This is a genomic window from Mesorhizobium sp. P2_H9 (assembly GCF_056403215.1).
This window is the reverse complement of the sequence record NZ_JBFUFX010000009.1, coordinates 237,240-254,360: the sequence shown is the minus strand read 5'-3', so window position 1 is coordinate 254,360 and position 17,121 is coordinate 237,240. Positions and strand designations below refer to the sequence as shown.

Here is a 17,121-nt window from a genome sequence, read left to right as displayed (position 1 = left end):
CGAGTTGACAAAAGGGGCGGGCGACCGCCCCTTTTTGTTTCGTCAGGCCTTGTCACGAATCTGGGTCATGGTCCGTGTCGGCGTGATCGCCTCCGGGTCGAGCCGGATTTCGACGATTGCCGGCTTGCCGCTGGCGCGCGCGCGCTCGAAGGCCGGTGCGAAGTCGGCGGTCTTCTCGACCGTCTCGCCATGGCCGCCATAGGCGCGGGCCAAAGCCGCGAAGTCGGGATTCTTGAGATCCGTGGCGACGACGCGGCCGGGATATTCGCGCTCCTGGTGCATGCGGATGGTGCCGTAAATGCCGTTGTTGACGACGATGACGATGATCGGCAGGTCGTATTGCACGGCGGTGGCGAATTCCTGCCCGTTCATCAGGAAACAGCCGTCGCCGGCAAAGGCGATGACGTCGCGGTCCGGGAACAGCTCTTTGGCGGCAACCGCCGCCGGTGTGCCGTAACCCATCGAGCCTGAGGTCGGCGCGCCTTGGGTGGCGAAGCGTCGGAAGCGGTGGAAGCGATGCACCCAGGTGGCGTAGTTGCCGGCGCCATTGGTGAGGATGGCGTCGTCGGGCAGCATCTTTTCCAGGTAATTCATGATCGGCCCCATCTGGACGGAGCCGGGACCGCTTTCCGGCGGGGTCGACCAGTCGAGATAGGCGGCGTGCAGCTTTGCCGCCTCGTCCGCCCATGAAGGGGTCGCAGCAGGCTTGCGCCTGGCAAAGGCTTCGACAAAGGCGGATGGCGAGGCGTTGATCGCCAGCGTCGGCCGGTAGACGCGGCCAAGTTCGCCGGCATCGGCATGGATATGGACCAGCGTCTGATCGGGGTAGGGGCTCTTCAGCAGCGTATAGTCGGAGGAGGGCATTTCGCCCATGCGGCCGCCGATGAGCAGGACAAGGTCGGCCTGCTTGATCGCCGTCGCCAGTTTCGGGTTGATGCCGATGCCGACATCACCGGCATAGTTCGGGTGCAGATGATCGAACAGCATCTGGCGGCGGAAGGAACAGCCGACCGGCAGCGACCAGGCTTCGGCGATCGTGCGTATTTGCGCGACGGCTTCGGCGTCCCAGCGTGTGCCGCCAAGAATGACGAAGGGCCGCTTGGCCTTGCCGAGCAGCTTTTCCAGCGTGTCGAGCTCGGCCTCGCCGGGCCGGGTTTCGACGGGCGTATGCGGCAAGGCAGCGGGTGCTTCGACCAGGCTTGTCAGCATGTCTTCCGGCAGCGAGATGACCACCGGGCCGGGACGGCCTGATGTCGCCACCGCGAAGGCGCGGGTGACGAATTCGGGAATACGCGAGGCGTCGTCGATCTCGACCACCCATTTGGCGATATCGCCGAAGAAGCGCTTATAGTCGACTTCCTGAAAGGCCTCGCGTTCCTTGGCGTGGCTGGCGACCTGGCCGATGAACAGGATGACGGGAACCGAATCCTGCATGGCGATGTGAATGCCGGCCGAGGCGTTGGTGGCGCCGGGGCCGCGGGTGACGAAGCAGATGCCGGGCTTGCCGGTCAGGCGGCCATGGCAGTCAGCCATCATCGCGGCACCGCCTTCTTGGCGGCAGACGATGGTGCGGATCGCTGAATCGTGCAGCGCGTCGAGCACGGCGAGATAGGATTCGCCAGGCACGCAATAGATGCGGTCGGTGCCGTTGGCTTCGAGCGCGTCGACGATCAGTTGTCCGCCGGTCTTCATTTTTCTGATCTCTCCAGCTCAGCAAGAATCTCTTCGGTGTGTTCGCCCAGGCGCGGTGAAGGGCGCTCATAGACCAGCGGTGTTCCAGACATGACCATCGGCGCGCGCACCGAGGGCAAGAGATTGCCATGGCCGTCGTCGAGATCGAGCCGCATGCCGCGCGCGATGGTCTGCGGATCGGCAAACATCTGGCCGATATTGTTGATCGGACTGGCCGGCACGCTCGCTGCCTCCAGCTTTGCCAGCAGCGGGTCGCGATCAAAGATCTTCAGCGCCTCGATCATGCGCTCGCGCAGTTTCGCCCGGTTGGCGACCCGGGCCGGATTGGTGGCGAAATCGGGGTTATCAGGCAGATCATCCAGTCCGACGGCGGCGCAGAATTTGGTGAACTGGCCGTCATTGCCGACCGCCAGGATGATGTGGCCGTCCCTGACCGGCACCACCTCGTAGGGCGCGATGTTCATATGCGCATTGCCCATCTGCACCGGCGATTTGCCGGAGACGAGATAGTTGAGGTTCTGGTTGCCGAGCGCCGAGATCTGGGTGTCGAACAACGCCATGTCGATGTGCTGGCCTTCGCCGGTTTTCTCGGCATGGCGAAGCGCTGCCTGGATGGCGATGACCGAATAAAGGCCAGTGAAGATGTCCGAAATGGCGACGCCGGCCTTTTGCGGCTCGCGGCCGGCCTCGCCGGTGATCGACATCATGCCGGCCATGGCCTGGATGATGAAATCATAGCCGGCGCGGGGCGCGTACGGCCCGTCCTGGCCGAAACCGGTGATCGAGCAATAGACGAGGCGCGGGTTGATCTTGCGCAGGCTGTCATGGTCGAGCCCGTATTTCTTCAGGCCGCCGAGCTTGAAGTTCTCGATCAGCACGTCTGCGGTCGCCACCAGCCGGCGTACGGTCTCGGCTCCCTCCGGCGTCGAGAAATCGACAGCGATGGAGCGCTTGCCGCGATTGCAGGAATGATAGTAGGCGGCCGACAGGTTCTCGCCGTCATGGCTCATGACGAAGGGTGGACCCCATTTGCGGGTGTCGTCGCCGCCATCCGGGCTCTCGACCTTGATGACGTCGGCGCCGAGATCGGCAAGCAACTGTCCCGCCCATGGCCCGGCAAGGATGCGGGCCAGTTCAATGACGCGGATGCCTTTCAGCGGAGACTCAGTCATGGATCACCGTGATTGGTCGAAAGCGCAGCCTCTATCAATCCCTATCGCTGCTGTCACGGCCCTTGCAATGGGCCAACCGGTCAGGGTTTCAGCACGCCGTCGGCCCATAGGGCGAAATCGTCCATGATGATATCTCGATTCACCTCGTTGAGGCTTTCGTGGCGGGTCTCGGCGTAAACCTTTGAAACGAGATTCGAAAAGCCCATCATGTGCATGCGCCCGGTGAGATGGCTGACCGCCTTGCCGCCATCCGAGGCCGGGTCCTTCTCACCGCCTACCAGATTGACGAACAGGTCGCGCCGCACGGTCGCGAAATTTCGGTTGCCGCCGCCATTGAGCGCCATCTGGACGATGTCCTGCCACATCGACACCGATGCATCCCAGCCGCACAGCGGATCGGCGATGTATTTGGCCACCTCTGCCTCGTCGCGCGACAGCCAGTCGAACATCGTGCGGTGATTGGGCACGGCCTTGCCCCAGGCCTGAAAGGTCAGTCTGGGCAGCACGCGCGACGGCACGTCGGAACCCAGCCTGAATTTCTCCCAGGCAAGAATGCCCAGCGCCAGCTGGCCGAGCAGACCGGCGGAGAAATTGCCGTTCCAGATGGCGGCGGCATGGATGCGTGCGGAATGGCGCAGGACGAAATTCAGCGCCACAGACGCGCCCATGGAATGGCCAAAGACAATGACCGGCAGGCCCGGCTGCTCCCTGGCGATGAGATCATGGACGGCGACGACATCGGCGATGACCTTGGCGCCACCCTGCGTGTCGGCGAACCTGCCTAGCGGGGCGTCGGGCGCCCTGGTGGCGCCGTGGCCGCGATGATCATGCGCGTAGACATGGTAGCCGCGCTCGCCAAGGAAATCGGCGAAGCGGGCATAGCGCGCGGCATGCTCGGCCAACCCGTGATTGACTTGGACGACGGCGCGCGCGGCGCCTGTCGCGTGCTTCACATAGAGGTTGAGCGCGGCCCCGGTTGGTGAGGCCAGCGTCGTCTGCTTGTCAAATGGCATGTCTCGCTCCGTCGGCGACTGTTGGGCGACGGCGCGATCAACGTCAAGGGATGTCACCTTCCTACTTGGGAGAGATTGACAGCATGCTGTCAATCTGATTAGATGACAGTATGCTGTCAAACTGACTGCGTCCGGATTGGAGCATGATCATGAAAACCACCTCGACCATTTCGCGCCGCGCAATCTTGCTGGTCGGCATCGCATCCACCACGGCAATCCTGTTGCCAGCCATTGCCGCGTTCAGTCAGGAAACCAAGGAGATGACCATGACGACGTCCACCATTCCCGGCCCGCAGGGCCTGCTTGCCACCTATAGTCTCAATGCAGGCAATGGCTTGCCGATCCTGTTCCTGCATGGCGATTGCAGCCGGGCTTCGCAGTGGGATCGGGTGATGCAGCGGACAGCGGTAGGCCGCGAGGCGGTTGCCTTCGACTTTCGTGGCCACGGCGCATCCGCACCGGCGCAGGACCGTGACTATGGCTATGACGGCCGGGCGGCTGATGTCGGGGCGGTGGCAGATGCATTCGGCCTGAAGCGGTTTGTCCTTGTCGCCCATAGCGGTGGTGGCGGGGTGGCGCTGGCCTATGCCGCCAGCCATGCCGACCGGGTCGCCGGCATTTTGTTCGTCGATCCGGCGACCGATCCGCGTGCGCTGCTAAAGGAGATCCGCGAGGGCTTTGTGCGCGATCTGGCCGGTCCGCACAGCCTCGATGCCTTGAACGCCTACTACACCTCGATTGCCGGCTCCAACACGGCTGTCCGCCAGCGTGTTCTGGCTGATGCGGCCGTGGTCGATCTGGCAGCGAGGGCAGGAGTGGGCAAGGCACTGGCCGGATGGAATCCGGAACCGACGCTCAACGCCTATCGCGGGCCGATGCTGGTGCTGGCCACCGAGGCCAATGACAATCCGGCAGCGCTCTACCGGCTTCGCACCGACATTCCGCACCAAGTGGTCACGGACAGCGGCCATTGGGTGATGCTTGACAAGCCTGAAGTGGTGGCCGAAGCCGTCAACACATTCATCGCGACCATCGAGGCCGGCTACGAATGACGACCAGGACCGAAGCCGGGGATACGCTCACAGAACTGGTGCTTGCTGTCTTCAGACTGAACGGCAGTTTTCTGGAAGCGGCCGACCGGCTGGCCGCTCCAACCGGGCTGACGGCGGCGCGCTGGCAGGTTCTGGGTGCGGTGCTGAAGGAGCCGAAATCCGTGGCCGACATCGCCCGCGACATGGGTCTCGCCCGCCAGAGCGTGCAGCGGCTGGCCGACATACTGGCCGCTGAGGGGCTTGCCGCTTACGCCGACAATCCGGCGCATCGCCGCGCCAAGCTGCTGTCGATGACCGATGCCGGCTGGGCCGCGATCAAGGATATCGGCAGCCGCCAGCACGTTTGGGCGAACCTGATTTCCGGGGGCTTGGACGCCGAGGTGCTGAAAGCCTCGCTTGATCTGCTGCGTACACTGACGAAGCGGGTGGAGGCGGGCTGACCCTGATCAACCACTCGTGAGGTATGACGGACAGGCGCAATGGCGATTGTTTTTGCGACAGGCGAAAGAAATCGTAATTCTGACATGTCGCAAGTTCTAGGTTGCCTGGTGAATCGTTAGGAGTGCTGGAATGCGGATATCGGCGATATGGGGTGCGGTGTTTCTTGCCCTGGCTGGCACAGGCGTGGCGCAAGCCGATGTGAAGATGAGCGGCTCCTTCGTGGCCGATGCCGCCTGTCCGGCGACGCAAGCCATCAAGAGCGGCAAGAACCCTGGCAATGTTTCGACCGCGGCCGGGCAGAGCTATGATCTGCTGGCGGGCAACAAGGATGCGCCGACCCACTATCTCATCCGCGTGCCGGGCGCCGATCCGGAGCGCCGCTGGGTGAAGATCAGCTGCGGCCATGTCTCCGGCGGCAGCGCGGCCACCGCGCCGGCCGACCAGGGCAAGCCGGCAGCCTCGGGAAAACCCGAATATGTCTTCGCGCTGAGCTGGCAGCCGGCGTTCTGCGAAACCAAATCGAGCAAGCCCGAATGCCAGGCGCAGAGCGCCGCCGGTTTCGACGCCACTCATTTCACCTTGCACGGGCTGTGGCCGCAGCCGAATGGCAATTTCTATTGCCAGGTGCCGGCAAGCGACAAGGCCAACGACAATCCCGCTCACTGGAAGGAACTGCCGGCGGTCGAGCTCGATGCGACTACGCGAGCCGAGCTTGACCAGGTGATGCCGGGCACGGCTTCCAAGCTCGAGCGGCATGAGTGGATCAAGCACGGCACCTGCTACGGCAAGAGCCAGCAGGAGTATTTTGCCGACGCCTTGAACCTGATGCGCGCGATCAACGCTTCGCCAGTGCGCGACCTGTTCACCAAAAACGTCGGCAAGCAGCTGACCTCGGATGCGATCCGCAGCGCTTTCGACAGCGCATTCGGTGCCGGGGCGGGTGAGCGGGTCCGTGTCTCCTGCCTTGTCGATCCTTCAAGCGGCAGACGGCTGATCGGCGAGCTGACGCTCGGCCTGACCGGTCCGATCGGTCCGAACAGTTCATTGGGCGACCTGATGCTCGCCTCCGCGCCGACGACCAAGGCCGGTTGCCCCAAGGGCGGCGTCGACCCGGTCGGGTTCCAGTAGGCACCGGCTGTCGGTTTGGCTGCGCCCGATGCTATCGTGCGTCGTGCGCATTATTGGGTGGTGGTGGCAATGAATGACGTCACGAATAGTGAGCTGGCGCGGTTGGCGTTCTGGGCCAGGGGCATGACAGCAATCCGGGACGGTCGCATGGAATGGCCGGGTTTTTCGTACACCGATCCGGAGTGGGCGCGCATGCGAACGCTTGCCGCGCCGATCGGCGCCGGCACCTACCAGCTGTTCACTTGGGTCAATGCCGCGATCTTCATCGCCATTGCCGCGCTTGGCATTTTCTGCGTCTTCCTGCCGCTGGCAACGCTGCTTTTCCCGGTGCCGGCCGAGACCAGCGCGCTCAAGTTCTCGCTGCTGCTGGCGGCCTGCGCGTTTCTGATCATCGGGCTCGGCCTGCCGATTTCCATGCGCCTCTCAAGCGCGCTGGTCGCCTCGCAAGCCATACGCGCAGCATTGGTCGCCGCACCTGGTGACGAGGCCCTTGCGGCAAAAGTGTCCTGGCAGATCAATCGCATCATGCTCGTCATGTGCGGCCTGCTGGTGCCGGGCATTCTTCTGTTCATCGCCTACGACATCAACGCCGGCCCGATCATCACCGCGCTGAAATGGCTGGCGATCGCGCTGATGGCGGTTTCAGTTGGGGTCGGCGCCTTGCAACGAAAGAAGCAGGGCTGACCGTCGGCTGCCCGAGGGCGAACGGGTCAGTGAAGACGTTATCCGCCGGCGCCCTGTTCTGAGCGGTTCCATGCGTCAAGCCTGTCGGCATTGGGTTCGCCGATGACACGGTCGCGTCCGGTCAGCTTGGCCTTGTAGAGGCGCTGGTCGGCAAGGGCAAAAAGATCGGCAAGGCGTTGCGTGCTGTCGCTGACGGTGGAGACGCCGGCGCTGACGGTCAGGTCGAACTTTCTGGTGTTAGCGGATGCCTTGACCGCGTGCCTGACGCTTTCGCCCAGCAATCTGGCGACCGGATGCGGCCGGGCGCAGAGAATGGCGAATTCCTCGCCGCCGATCCGGAACACCTGACCCTCGGCGCCCACGGCTTCGGTCAGCACAGCGGCAATGGTTTTCAGGACCTTGTCGCCCTCGGCATGGCCGAAGCGGTCGTTGATCGATTTAAAGTGGTCGACATCGATAATCAGCAGGCTGAGCGGCTTGGCCATGCGCAAGCTGGCTGCGACTGCGGTTTCACCGTCGGTTTCGAAGCTGCCGCGATGCAACAGGCCGGTGAGTCCGTCGCGGCCGACATGCTTGACCAGCGCCTCATAGCGCTCGCGATAGGTCAGCGTGTCGAAGATGTCGGAAAGTCCGCGTGGCGCCGCGATCTGCCGCGTTTCGAACCAGCGGAGATAGGCGACAAGCATGGCGCTGTAGGTCAGCGCTGCGGCCATCTTGGCGAACCAGCCGCCGAAGAAAACCTGGAGCGGCGCGCCGGCGACGAAATGCAGCGCGGTGAAAAATCCCGCCTGGTCGAAGGTCAGCACGCAAGCGACGGAGATCAGGATGCGGGTGAAAGGCGCCTGGCGAAGATTACGCCCAAGCTTTTCATAAAGCAGGATGATCAGAATGGCGTCGATGAACAGCAGCGACGTGCCCCAGACCATCAGCCAGCCCATCTCGTCGATGAAGCCGATGTCCGGAAGCTTGCCGTCGGGAAGCGGCGAAATCGCATGCAGGCGCAGGATCAGCACCAGTCCGATCATCAGCGCGTTGCCGAGCAACAGGCCGTAGATCGGCTGGCGGACGGTGGCCGCGTCCTCCTTGAGATAAAGCAACAGCAGCATCACCAGCTTGCCGGAAAACAGCACGGCGGAGCCCGGTGACACCATGCCGAAGGGCAAAGCGACGTAGAAGACGCTGGCGAGGTAGGTCTCCAGGAAATGCATGACGCCGAGCGCGCAGACGAAGACGCCAAGGCCGATGCGGTGCCTGAAACGGAAGAGCGAGACCATGACGCCGAAGTAGAGAACCGCTTCGGCAAGGAGCAGGAAACTGTTCAGCAATGCCGTCGATCCCGATCTCTGCGGGAATCGCCACGTGCCGGCGATTCCCATCCGATACCGTTTTGACGGCGAATCCTTAACCGCTGCTTTCGCCGGGTTGGCAGCGATCCGAAAACTTCGATGACAAGATGGGCGCTTCAGCCTGGGGAAAGCGTCAAAGCGCCAAAAGCGATTGCCGTTCGGCACGGCATCGCCTACATAGCGCGCAACTTCCATCCATTCTGATCAAGGAAAAGCGCGCGTGGCACGCCAGTTCATCTATCACATGGCCGGCCTCAACAAGGCCTATGGCACCAAGAAGGTGCTCGAAAACATCCATCTCTCCTTCTATCCCGACGCCAAGATCGGCATCCTCGGCCCCAACGGCTCGGGCAAGTCGACGATCCTCAAGATCATGGCCGGGCTCGACAAGGAGTGGAACGGCGAAGCGTGGCTGGCCGAAGGCGCCACCGTCGGCTATTTGGCGCAGGAGCCGGCGCTCGATCCGAAGAAGACCGTGTTCGAAAACATCATGGAAGGCGTTGCCGCCAAGACCGCCATCATCGAGCGCTACAACGAATTGATGATGAACTATTCCGATGAGACGGCCGACGAGTCGGCCAAGCTCCAGGACGAGATGGACCGGCTGAACCTGTGGGATCTCGAACAGCAGGTCGAGATGGCGATGGAAGCTCTCGGCTGCCCGCCCAAGGATTCGGAAGTCACCAAACTGTCAGGCGGCGAGCGTCGCCGCGTCGCGCTTTGCCAGCTTCTGCTGCGCCAACCCGACCTTCTGTTGCTCGACGAACCGACCAACCATCTCGACGCCGAAACCACGGCGTGGCTGGAAAAGCATCTGCGCGCCTATCCGGGCGCCGTGATGATCATCACCCACGATCGCTACTTCCTCGACAATGTCACCGGCTGGATCCTCGAACTCGATCGCGGCCGCGGCATTCCCTATGAGGGCAACTACACCAAATACCTCGAAGCCAAGGCCAAGCGCCTAAAGCAGGAAGGCCGCGAGGACGATGCCCGCCAGCGCGCCATCGGCCGCGAGCGCGAGTGGATCCAGTCGAGCCCCAAGGCCCGGCAGACCAAGTCCAAGGCGCGTATCCAGGCGTTCCAGGATCTGCTTGATGCCGCCGACAGGCGGCGTCCGAGCGATACGCAGATCGTCATTCCGCATGGCGAGCGGCTCGGCAATGTGGTGATCGAGGCGGAAGGCCTGTCGAAGGGCTTTGGCGATACGCTCTTGATCGACGGTCTGGAATTCAAGCTGCCGCCGGGCGGCATCGTTGGCGTCATCGGCCCGAACGGCGCCGGCAAGACGACGCTGTTTCGCATGATCACCGGCCAGGAAAAGCCGGATGGCGGCTCGGTCCGCATCGGCGAAACCGTCAAGCTCGGCTATGTCGACCAGAGCCGCGACGCACTCGATCCGTCAAAGACGGTGTGGGAAGAGATTTCCGGCGGCGCCGAAGTGGTCAAGCTCGGCAAGTTCGAGGCCAACACCCGCGCCTATTGCGCGTCGTTCAACTTCCGTGGCGGCGACCAGCAGCAGAAGGTCGGCAATCTCTCCGGCGGCCAGCGCAATCGCGTGCATCTTGCCAAAATGCTGAAGACCGGCGGCAATGTGCTGCTGCTCGACGAACCGACCAACGATCTCGATACGGAAACGCTGGCCGCACTCGAAGACGCACTGGAAAATTTCGGTGGCTGCGCCGTCATCATCTCCCACGATCGCATGTTCCTCGATCGCCTGGCGACGCACATCCTCGCCTTCGAAGGCGACAGCCATGTCGAATGGTTCGAGGGCAATTTCGAGGATTACGAGCAGGACAAGATCCGCCGGCTCGGACCGGATGCCGTCAATCCGCACCGCATGACCTATAAGAGGCTGACGCGGTAAGGTATTGATTTGGGGGCGGGTTCTCGGATGATTGAGGAGCTGAAATGGCTGATTGGTCCGCCGCCCAATATCTGAAGTTCGAGGACGAGCGCACGCGGCCGGCGCGCGACCTGGTGGCGCAGGTGCCGGTGGATTTTCCGCGCCGGGTCGTCGATATCGGCTGCGGGCCGGGCAATTCGACCGAACTTCTGGTCGAGCGCTGGCCGGATGCGCAGGTGAGCGGCTTCGACACCTCTCCCGACATGATCGAAAAGGCGAGGGCGCGCCTGCCGAGCGTCACCTTCGACCTGGCGGATGCGTCCAAGTGGCAGCCTGCCGAGCCTGTCAACGTGATCTTCGCCAATGCGGTATTCCAGTGGCTGCCGGAGCATCCCGTGGTCTTCCAGCGGCTGATGGGTTTTTTGGCGCCGGGCGGCGCGCTGGCCATCCAGATGCCGGACAATCTCGGTGAGCCCTCGCACCAGTTGATGCGCGAGACGGCAGCCGAAATGCCGTTCGCCGGAAAGATGGCCGGAGCGGCACGCGGGCCGCTGCCGCCGGTGTCGTTCTACTATGATTTGTTGTCGCCATTCTCCGAACGGCTCGATATCTGGCACACCGCCTACAACCATCCGCTGGCCGATGCCGAGGCCGTCGTCGAATGGGTGAAGGCGACGGGGCTGAAGCCGTTTCTCGATCCGCTTGAAACGGACGAGCGCAAGATGTTCCTCGATCACTACACGGCGAAGATCGCCAAGGCCTATCCGAAAACGGCGAACGGCAAGGTGCTGTTGCGCTTTCCCCGGCTCTTCATTGTCGCCAAGCAGGCCGCATAGAAACGATTAGCCACGCCGGGCCGGGACGCTTGACCCGATTTCGCCACCATGCGCATTTCCTCGTTGTGAGATCGCGATCAATTGCCCGCGGCAGGAGGTGGCGTGCTGGAACAATCCGCAGACCAACACCAGGCTCTGCGCCTGGTGAGGTTCAGCCGACATTTGGTTTGAATTGGCGTAAACCGCCGGTATGAGAAAAGTTGTTGCGCCGAGCATTCTCGACGCCCACATGAAGCCGCAACGCCTGCGCATGGGACGAACTGGAAATGCATCGCGTCATCATCAGCGGCATCGGCGTCGAAATCCCCGAACCCAAGATCACCAACGAAGAACTGGTCACCAGCTTCAATGCCTGGGTCGACAGGGAGAATGCGCGTCGCGAGGGCACCGACGAGCCGCCGCTATCGAAATCGGACAGCGCTTTCATCGTCCATGCCTCGGGCGTCCAGACCCGGCACGTGATCGAGCGGGAAGGCATTCTCGACCCGACCCGGATGACGCCGCGCATTCCGGCGCGGCCCGACGATGCGCTATCGCTGGAGGCTGAGTTCGGCATCGCCTCAGCCCGGAAAGCGCTCGACCATGCCGGGCTGGAGCCCGGGGATATCGACCTGGTGATCTGCTCGGCTTCGCATCACCAGCGGCCCTATCCGGCGATCGCCATCGAGATGCAGGAGGCGCTGGGCACCAAGGGCGCCGGCTTCGACATGGGGCTCGGCTGCTCATCGGCCGCCGCAGCCCTGCACATCGCGGTCAATCTGGTGCGGGCAGGGGCGCACAAACGGGTGCTTATTACGACGCCCGAGATCATCACCGGCCATCTCAATTTCCGCGACCGGCAGACGCATTTCATCTTCGGCGACGCTTCGGTGTCGATGGTGGTCGAAGGGCTCGCCAAGGGTGAGAGGCGACCGGGCCGCTTCGAGGTTCTGGACACGCGCACCTGGACGCAGATGTCCAACAACATCCGCACCAATCTCGGCTACCACACCCGCACTGCCCAGGACGATCCCTACATGATCAAGCTGGAAGGCAATCTGATCAAGCAGGTCGGCAACAAGGTGTTCAAGGAAGTCACCGTTGCCGGGCACAAATTCATCGTCGAATTCCTCGGCGAGCACGGGCTGACGCCGCAAGCGATCCGGCGTTTCTGGCTGCACCAGGCCAATGCCCGCATGAACGCCATGATCCTGAAACTGGCCTTCGGCCACGAGGTCGACCACGACCGCGCGCCGATGGTGCTGGAGCGGCTCGGCAACACTGCAGGCGCAGGCGCCATCATTGCGCTGTCGGAGAACCACGCCGACATGAAGCCTGGCGATTTCGGGTTGATCTGCGCGTTTGGCGCGGGGTATTCTATAGGTGGCGCGCTGCTGAGAATGCTTTAGGCATCTTGATACTCAGCCGACCTGCAGATGGCGGCGAAGTACCCGTTCCGGGTCCTCTGATCTCACAGTCTGGCTGCTCCGCGCCTGTCTTCCACTCCCCCCTCAGCCTGACCTGAAACTCCACACTCCCTGCGTGTTCGGGAGTGTCTCAGTTCGAATCTCAACTTGGTCTCGCTTCATGAAACGGAGGTTTTCCCAATGCTTGATGCCCAATGCAATTGTGGCGCTCTCACACTGTCGCTTCCAGGATCTTCAAAAATGGTTGTCGCCTGTCATTGTCTCGATTGCCAACGCAGAACCGGCGCGCCATTTGGCGTCGGCGCCTTCTATCCGGTCGACGCCGTCGCCGTTTCCGGAACCGCGAAAGAGTTCACGCGGAATGCAGCCAGTGGCGGGAAAGTTCAGAGCTACTTTTGTCCAGACTGCGGCTCGACGGTTTATTGGAGAGCCGACAGGCTACCGTCGCTGATCGGCGTTGCCGTTGGTGCGCTGGCAGACCCCAAATACCCGCCGCCAGTCAGATCGGTTTTCGAGCAGTCGAAACATGATTGGCTTCAAATCGACGGGGCCGTCGAACACTTCCAGCAAAGCAGTGTGGCAGGAAAGTCAAACTGAGTTGGCGCCCCAACGCAGCGTCAGGCCGGCGCAAACGGCACCAGCATCGGGACCCGTCTGGCATAGTCGTCATAGGCGCTGCCCAGTTCGCCGCGCAGGAAGCGTTCCTCGAGCCTCGCCTTCATGACGATACCAATGGTGAGAAGGACGGCGCCGGCAACGCCCCAGATCGTGCCTTTTGCCGCCATGGTGGCGAGGATGGCCAAAAGCAGCCCGGTGTAGATCGGGTGGCGGACGAGGCGGTAGGGACCGGTATCGACGACACGGTGCCCGGCCTTGGCGGTAACCGTGCCCGACCACAGCCGGCCGAGATGCACACGCGCCCACCAGCAGAAGGCAAACCCGACTGCAATAAGCGCGACGCAGATCCATGCCTCGGCAAGGTTGGGAAACCACAGACGAAGTCGCCCGACATAGTTATGTGCCGGAATGAAGAGCAGGATGGTGCCGAGCACCAGCACGGCCCGGTAGGGGAATTCGGCCTGCAAGCCGGCGCGCTTTTGCGCCGGGTCGGCCCAGAAGGCGGCGGTCGCCCAGGATACGACCCAGATCAGCCAAAGTGCCGCGATTGCCGATCCTGGACGCATGACGAACCCCCTTGGTCTGAGGCCATCATGTAATCGGCGTGACGCGGCGGCAATGCGGCGCGGCACCGAAACAATCCCAGTTCGGGGTAAGAAGATCGTGATCCGCGCTCAGCCGCCGGAGAACATCCACTGCACGCCAAAGGCGTCGACCAGCATGCCGAAGCTGGTTCCCCAATATTGTCGCGCCAGGGGCACGGTGATCCGGCCGCCTGCGGCCATGCGGCCGAAAAGCTCCCGCATTGTGGCCAGGTCGTCGAACTCCAGCATCATGGCGGAGCCTTTCATCGGTTCGGCATCGTCATTGTCGGAGGCATGGAACAGCACGCCTGGGCCTTCGAACCGCGCGTGCAGGACTTTTCCGCGCATGGGTTCGGTGCGCACCGGCATATTGTTGTCGCCCCAGCGCAGCAGGATCGTTGCCCGGCCGAGGCCGCACTGTTCGTAGAAGGCCAGCGCCGGCTCGCAGTCGGTGGTGAAGAACAGCGAAGGGGAGAGCCGCATCAGATCGCTGCGGCGGTCGCAGCGGCGATCAGCGCGTCGCCTGAATATTGCCTGTTGCCGATGCCCCAGCCGCCGTCGGGTGCGTTGACGATGTTGATCCAGGTGTTTTCAGGCTCGTGATCCGGCACGCAGAGTTCGGCGACAATCCCTGCGGCAGCGGCGATGAAAGCGCTTCGCGCTTCGATTGAGCTGAGGCCAATGTTCGGGAGCTTCAGCTCGACCATGATAACGGGCCGATTGGCGCCACCGGCGTATATGTGATGTGGCGGCAGAATGTGGACGGTACCGCCGACGATCGATGTGAAGAATGAATTGCCGGTGGCGCCGGAGGCTTCGATGAGGGCAGCACTGAGACGCGGCAGGATTTCGCGTTCTCCCGCCGGCGTCAGTACGCCTTCCGGCGCGGTCACGGTGATTGGCATTTGGGTCTCTCCTCCATTCATTTGCATGGCGTTGGTCAAGTTGTCTTGCCATGTTTCATATCAATCGATACGTTATGGGTGGAAGGCCGTCAACATGTTTCGTATCGATCGCTATGAATAAATCTGAAAAACCGCGCGGCGGCAGGCCACGCGCCTTCGACCCCGACCGGGCGCTGGATGCGGCAATGCACCTGTTCTGGCAGCACGGCTATGAGGCGACGTCGCTGGCCATGCTGCGCGAGGCGATGGGGCTGACGCCGCCGCAGATCTACAGTGCCTTCACCGACAAGGAGACATTGTTCCGCAAGGCGCTGACCCGATACCACGAGACAGAGATAGGTTTTGCGCTGGAGGCGCTGAGCGTACCGGTGTCGACGCAGGAAGCGATCCGGCGATTGCTGCTCGGCGCGGCGGAGGCCTATTCCAGGCCGGGCAAGCCCGGCGGCTGTCTGTTCGTCAGCGGTGCGCTTGCCGCCTCGCCGCAGGCGCAGGACATCGCCGATGAACTGAGAAAATTCCGCAAGGCGAGTGAAGCGGCGATTGCGGAGCGGCTGGCGATGGGGCGGGCAAAGGGCGATCTGCCGGAAAACCTCTCGGTCGAGGGATTCGCCAAATATCTGGCCGGGGTCATGAATGGCATGTCGATCCAGGCGCGAGACGGCGCTTCGACCGAAGAGTTACGCAGTTTGGCCCAAACCGCTCTTGCAGCGTGGCCGACGGAGGGGCAAAACCAAGGCACATCATCCAAGGAATGAAGCCATGCTGGATCTCTTCCCGGAAGCTGAAAAGCCGGTCGAAATCATCCCGGGGCGAAAGCTCGCCGCAATAGTCTCCGGCCTCTACGTCGCGCCTTCGGATCACTTCGCGACGCGCCCGGTGGAGGAGTTGCAGCTTGGCTTCGACGGCATATCAGGCGATTTCCACGCCGGCGCGACGCGGCGCTCGGGCGGGCGCGAGCCCTGGTATCCACGCGGCACCGAAATGCGCAATGAGCGGCAGCTGTCGATCGCGGCGGCCGACGAGTTGGCGATCGTCGCCGACCGCATGGGTCTGGCCGAGATCAAGCCGGAATGGATCGGCGCCAATCTCGTGATCGAAGGTGTGCCGAACCTCTCCATGCTGCCTTCAGGCACGCTGCTGTTCTTTAAGGGCGGCGTCACCATCAAGGTCGATGCGCAGAATGGACCGTGCCGCATCGCCGGCCGATCGATCGCCGAAAATGCCGGGATGGCAGACGTCGAAGCTGGTGCGCTGCTTTTTCCCAAATCCGCCAAGCGGCTCCGCGGTCTCGTCGCCTGGGTCGAGAAGCCTGGCACGATCAAGGCCGGTGAGGAGATTTCGGTGCGCGTGCCGGAGCAGTGGATCTATCAGAGCTAGCAGGGCAGGGCTACGCCGCCTGGGCGGCGTAGCGATAGTGCCTCAGGCGGCCTTGCGGTTCTTCTTCGCGCCTTGCGCGATGTCGGAGACATGATCCCACTTTTCCCAGGTGGCGATGCGATTGGCATATTCCTGCTTGATCATCGGCAGGCCGCCATCGCCGAAGAACACTCTCAGCGGCGGCTCGGCGGCATCGACGATGGCCAGCATCGCCGGACCGGTTGCCTCGGGATCGCCGGCGACCGAATTGGCGCGGCGCTCTGCCATCTTGGCGCGGGCGGGCGCATAGGCCTCGATCGGCTTGGACACCTTCGCCGAGGCGCCGGACCAGTCGGTGGAGAAGCCGCCGGGCTCGACCAGCGTGACGTGGATGCCGAATTCCGCGACTTCGATGTTCAGCGACTGGCTGAAGGCTTCCAGCGCCCATTTCGAGGCATGGTAGAGGCCAAGCGAGGCAAAGGCGTTGACGCCGCCGATCGACGAGATCTGGATGATGTGGCCGGAACGCTGCGCCCGCATGATCGGCAGCGCAGCCTGGGTGACCCACAGGGCGCCGAACACGTTGGTTTCGATCTGGTCGCGGGCTTCCTGCTCGCTGACTTCCTCAATGGCGCCGAAATGGCCATAGCCGGCATTGTTGATGACGACGTCGAGCCGGCCAAAGCGCTTGTGCGCCTCGGCAATCGCGGCATCGACAGCCGCCTTGTCGGTGACGTCGAGCTTTATCGCGGCGATCCTGTCGCCATATTTTTCGACGAGATCGGAAAGCGTGCCGACGTCACGCGCGGTCGCGGCAACACGGTCGCCGCGCGCCAATGCGGCCTCGGCCCAGACGCGGCCAAAGCCTTTGGACGATCCGGTGATGAACCAAACCTTTGATGTCATGATGTGGAATCCTTGCCCCTGCGGGCGCAATTTGGGATGAAAGCGGAGGCTTCTCCGCTTCCGTCATATAGAAAGCGAGTTCAGAGCATCCAAGGTCGACGCACATTTTGTTGATGTGGACCACGCAAGGCGT

The 17,121-nt window shown here is 62.8% G+C and carries 18 protein-coding genes; 10 read left to right on the top strand and 8 right to left on the bottom strand.

What is annotated here, in order from left to right; translation table 11 throughout:
* Nucleotides 1-42: 42 nt before the first annotated feature.
* The 3 genes from AC1DXN_RS18465 to AC1DXN_RS18455 form a co-directional block, all read right to left on the bottom strand.
* Nucleotides 43-1,692, bottom strand: coding sequence for a thiamine pyrophosphate-binding protein (locus AC1DXN_RS18465; protein ID WP_477275042.1), 1,650 nt, complete (start codon nucleotides 1,690-1,692; stop codon nucleotides 43-45).
* The gene (locus AC1DXN_RS18460; protein WP_477275040.1) at nucleotides 1,689-2,864 is read right to left on the bottom strand and encodes a CaiB/BaiF CoA transferase family protein; all 1,176 of its coding nucleotides are present in this window, start codon (nucleotides 2,862-2,864) and stop codon (nucleotides 1,689-1,691) included. Before AC1DXN_RS18460 ends, AC1DXN_RS18465 begins: the two co-directional genes overlap by 4 nt.
* A gap of 80 nt (nucleotides 2,865-2,944) precedes the next feature.
* Nucleotides 2,945-3,877: an alpha/beta fold hydrolase gene (locus tag AC1DXN_RS18455; protein WP_477275038.1), complete on the bottom strand. Its 933-nt coding sequence runs from the start codon at nucleotides 3,875-3,877 to the stop codon at nucleotides 2,945-2,947.
* 143 nt (nucleotides 3,878-4,020) lie between these two features.
* On the opposite strand from AC1DXN_RS18455, the gene AC1DXN_RS18450 reads away from it, so the two are divergent.
* From AC1DXN_RS18450 to AC1DXN_RS18435, 4 genes are all read left to right on the top strand, one after another.
* Complete coding sequence (locus AC1DXN_RS18450; RefSeq protein WP_477275036.1) at nucleotides 4,021-4,929, top strand: alpha/beta fold hydrolase; 909 nt, start codon at nucleotides 4,021-4,023, stop codon at nucleotides 4,927-4,929.
* Nucleotides 4,926-5,369 carry a MarR family winged helix-turn-helix transcriptional regulator gene (locus AC1DXN_RS18445; protein WP_477275034.1) on the top strand — a complete coding sequence of 148 codons (444 nt, stop codon included), beginning with the start codon at nucleotides 4,926-4,928 and terminating at the stop codon, nucleotides 5,367-5,369. The genes AC1DXN_RS18450 and AC1DXN_RS18445 overlap by 4 nt, the downstream gene beginning before the upstream one ends.
* 130 nt (nucleotides 5,370-5,499) lie before the next feature.
* Nucleotides 5,500-6,498 carry a ribonuclease T2 family protein gene (locus tag AC1DXN_RS18440; protein WP_477275032.1) on the top strand — a complete coding sequence of 333 codons (999 nt, stop codon included), beginning with the start codon at nucleotides 5,500-5,502 and terminating at the stop codon, nucleotides 6,496-6,498.
* A gap of 69 nt (nucleotides 6,499-6,567) precedes the next feature.
* Complete coding sequence (locus tag AC1DXN_RS18435) at nucleotides 6,568-7,182, top strand: hypothetical protein (RefSeq protein ID WP_477244545.1); 615 nt, start codon at nucleotides 6,568-6,570, stop codon at nucleotides 7,180-7,182.
* Nucleotides 7,183-7,220: 38 nt separating this feature from the next.
* Here the strand turns inward: AC1DXN_RS18435 and AC1DXN_RS18430 are convergent, their stop codons facing one another.
* The gene (locus tag AC1DXN_RS18430; protein WP_477275030.1) at nucleotides 7,221-8,507 is read right to left on the bottom strand and encodes a GGDEF domain-containing protein; all 1,287 of its coding nucleotides are present in this window, start codon (nucleotides 8,505-8,507) and stop codon (nucleotides 7,221-7,223) included.
* A 241-nt stretch (nucleotides 8,508-8,748) separates the two neighbouring features.
* Here AC1DXN_RS18430 and ettA point away from each other — a divergent pair, with 241 nt between their 5' ends.
* The 4 genes from ettA (at nucleotide 8,749) to AC1DXN_RS18410 (ending at nucleotide 13,216) form a co-directional block, all read left to right on the top strand.
* Nucleotides 8,749-10,398 carry an energy-dependent translational throttle protein EttA gene (ettA, locus tag AC1DXN_RS18425; RefSeq protein WP_477275029.1) on the top strand — a complete coding sequence of 550 codons (1,650 nt, stop codon included), beginning with the start codon at nucleotides 8,749-8,751 and terminating at the stop codon, nucleotides 10,396-10,398.
* Between the two features lie 44 nt (nucleotides 10,399-10,442).
* Nucleotides 10,443-11,213, top strand: a complete 771-nt coding sequence (tam, locus tag AC1DXN_RS18420) for a trans-aconitate 2-methyltransferase (protein WP_477275028.1) — start codon at nucleotides 10,443-10,445, stop codon at nucleotides 11,211-11,213.
* A 266-nt stretch (nucleotides 11,214-11,479) separates the two neighbouring features.
* Nucleotides 11,480-12,601, top strand: a complete 1,122-nt coding sequence (locus AC1DXN_RS18415; RefSeq protein WP_477275026.1) for a beta-ketoacyl-ACP synthase III — start codon at nucleotides 11,480-11,482, stop codon at nucleotides 12,599-12,601.
* A gap of 198 nt (nucleotides 12,602-12,799) precedes the next feature.
* Complete coding sequence (locus AC1DXN_RS18410; RefSeq protein ID WP_477275024.1) at nucleotides 12,800-13,216, top strand: GFA family protein; 417 nt, start codon at nucleotides 12,800-12,802, stop codon at nucleotides 13,214-13,216.
* 20 nt (nucleotides 13,217-13,236) lie between these two features.
* Here the strand turns inward: AC1DXN_RS18410 and AC1DXN_RS18405 are convergent, their stop codons facing one another.
* The 3 genes from AC1DXN_RS18405 to AC1DXN_RS18395 all read right to left on the bottom strand — a co-directional run bounded on the left by AC1DXN_RS18405 (nucleotide 13,237) and on the right by AC1DXN_RS18395 (nucleotide 14,726).
* A complete protein-coding gene (locus tag AC1DXN_RS18405; RefSeq protein ID WP_477275022.1) occupies nucleotides 13,237-13,803 on the bottom strand; it encodes a methyltransferase family protein in 567 nt (188 codons plus the stop codon).
* 108 nt (nucleotides 13,804-13,911) lie between these two features.
* Nucleotides 13,912-14,304, bottom strand: a complete 393-nt coding sequence (locus AC1DXN_RS18400) for a VOC family protein (protein WP_477275021.1) — start codon at nucleotides 14,302-14,304, stop codon at nucleotides 13,912-13,914.
* A complete protein-coding gene (locus tag AC1DXN_RS18395) occupies nucleotides 14,304-14,726 on the bottom strand; it encodes a hypothetical protein (protein WP_477275019.1) in 423 nt (140 codons plus the stop codon). The genes AC1DXN_RS18400 and AC1DXN_RS18395 overlap by 1 nt, the downstream gene beginning before the upstream one ends.
* A gap of 113 nt (nucleotides 14,727-14,839) precedes the next feature.
* Here AC1DXN_RS18395 and AC1DXN_RS18390 point away from each other — a divergent pair, with 113 nt between their 5' ends.
* Nucleotides 14,840-15,481 (top strand): TetR/AcrR family transcriptional regulator, encoded by a 642-nt coding sequence (locus AC1DXN_RS18390; RefSeq protein WP_477275018.1) that lies wholly within the window; start codon nucleotides 14,840-14,842, stop codon nucleotides 15,479-15,481.
* A 4-nt stretch (nucleotides 15,482-15,485) separates the two neighbouring features.
* The gene (locus tag AC1DXN_RS18385) at nucleotides 15,486-16,103 is read left to right on the top strand and encodes an MOSC domain-containing protein (protein ID WP_477275017.1); all 618 of its coding nucleotides are present in this window, start codon (nucleotides 15,486-15,488) and stop codon (nucleotides 16,101-16,103) included.
* A gap of 42 nt (nucleotides 16,104-16,145) precedes the next feature.
* Here AC1DXN_RS18385 and AC1DXN_RS18380 read toward each other — a convergent pair whose 3' ends face one another.
* Nucleotides 16,146-16,988: an SDR family oxidoreductase gene (locus AC1DXN_RS18380; RefSeq protein ID WP_477275016.1), complete on the bottom strand. Its 843-nt coding sequence runs from the start codon at nucleotides 16,986-16,988 to the stop codon at nucleotides 16,146-16,148.
* Nucleotides 16,989-17,121 lie beyond the last annotated feature (133 nt).

Excerpts from the sequence above, each read along its gene's own strand:
- AC1DXN_RS18465 (WP_477275042.1), bottom strand. The coding sequence starts at position 1,692 with ATGAAGACCGGCGGACAACTGATCGTCGACGCGCTCGAAGCCAACGGC.
- AC1DXN_RS18460 (WP_477275040.1), bottom strand. The coding sequence starts at position 2,864 with ATGACTGAGTCTCCGCTGAAAGGCATCCGCGTCATTGAACTGGCCCGC.
- AC1DXN_RS18455 (WP_477275038.1), bottom strand. The coding sequence starts at position 3,877 with ATGCCATTTGACAAGCAGACGACGCTGGCCTCACCAACCGGGGCCGCG.
- AC1DXN_RS18450 (WP_477275036.1), top strand. The coding sequence starts at position 4,021 with ATGATCATGAAAACCACCTCGACCATTTCGCGCCGCGCAATCTTGCTG.
- AC1DXN_RS18445 (WP_477275034.1), top strand. The coding sequence starts at position 4,926 with ATGACGACCAGGACCGAAGCCGGGGATACGCTCACAGAACTGGTGCTT.
- AC1DXN_RS18440 (WP_477275032.1), top strand. The coding sequence starts at position 5,500 with ATGCGGATATCGGCGATATGGGGTGCGGTGTTTCTTGCCCTGGCTGGC.
- AC1DXN_RS18435 (WP_477244545.1), top strand. The coding sequence starts at position 6,568 with ATGAATGACGTCACGAATAGTGAGCTGGCGCGGTTGGCGTTCTGGGCC.
- tam (WP_477275028.1), top strand. The coding sequence starts at position 10,443 with ATGGCTGATTGGTCCGCCGCCCAATATCTGAAGTTCGAGGACGAGCGC.
- AC1DXN_RS18415 (WP_477275026.1), top strand. The coding sequence starts at position 11,480 with ATGCATCGCGTCATCATCAGCGGCATCGGCGTCGAAATCCCCGAACCC.
- AC1DXN_RS18410 (WP_477275024.1), top strand. The coding sequence starts at position 12,800 with ATGCTTGATGCCCAATGCAATTGTGGCGCTCTCACACTGTCGCTTCCA.
- AC1DXN_RS18405 (WP_477275022.1), bottom strand. The coding sequence starts at position 13,803 with ATGCGTCCAGGATCGGCAATCGCGGCACTTTGGCTGATCTGGGTCGTA.
- AC1DXN_RS18400 (WP_477275021.1), bottom strand. The coding sequence starts at position 14,304 with ATGCGGCTCTCCCCTTCGCTGTTCTTCACCACCGACTGCGAGCCGGCG.
- AC1DXN_RS18395 (WP_477275019.1), bottom strand. The coding sequence starts at position 14,726 with ATGCCAATCACCGTGACCGCGCCGGAAGGCGTACTGACGCCGGCGGGA.
- AC1DXN_RS18390 (WP_477275018.1), top strand. The coding sequence starts at position 14,840 with ATGAATAAATCTGAAAAACCGCGCGGCGGCAGGCCACGCGCCTTCGAC.
- AC1DXN_RS18385 (WP_477275017.1), top strand. The coding sequence starts at position 15,486 with ATGCTGGATCTCTTCCCGGAAGCTGAAAAGCCGGTCGAAATCATCCCG.
- AC1DXN_RS18380 (WP_477275016.1), bottom strand. The coding sequence starts at position 16,988 with ATGACATCAAAGGTTTGGTTCATCACCGGATCGTCCAAAGGCTTTGGC.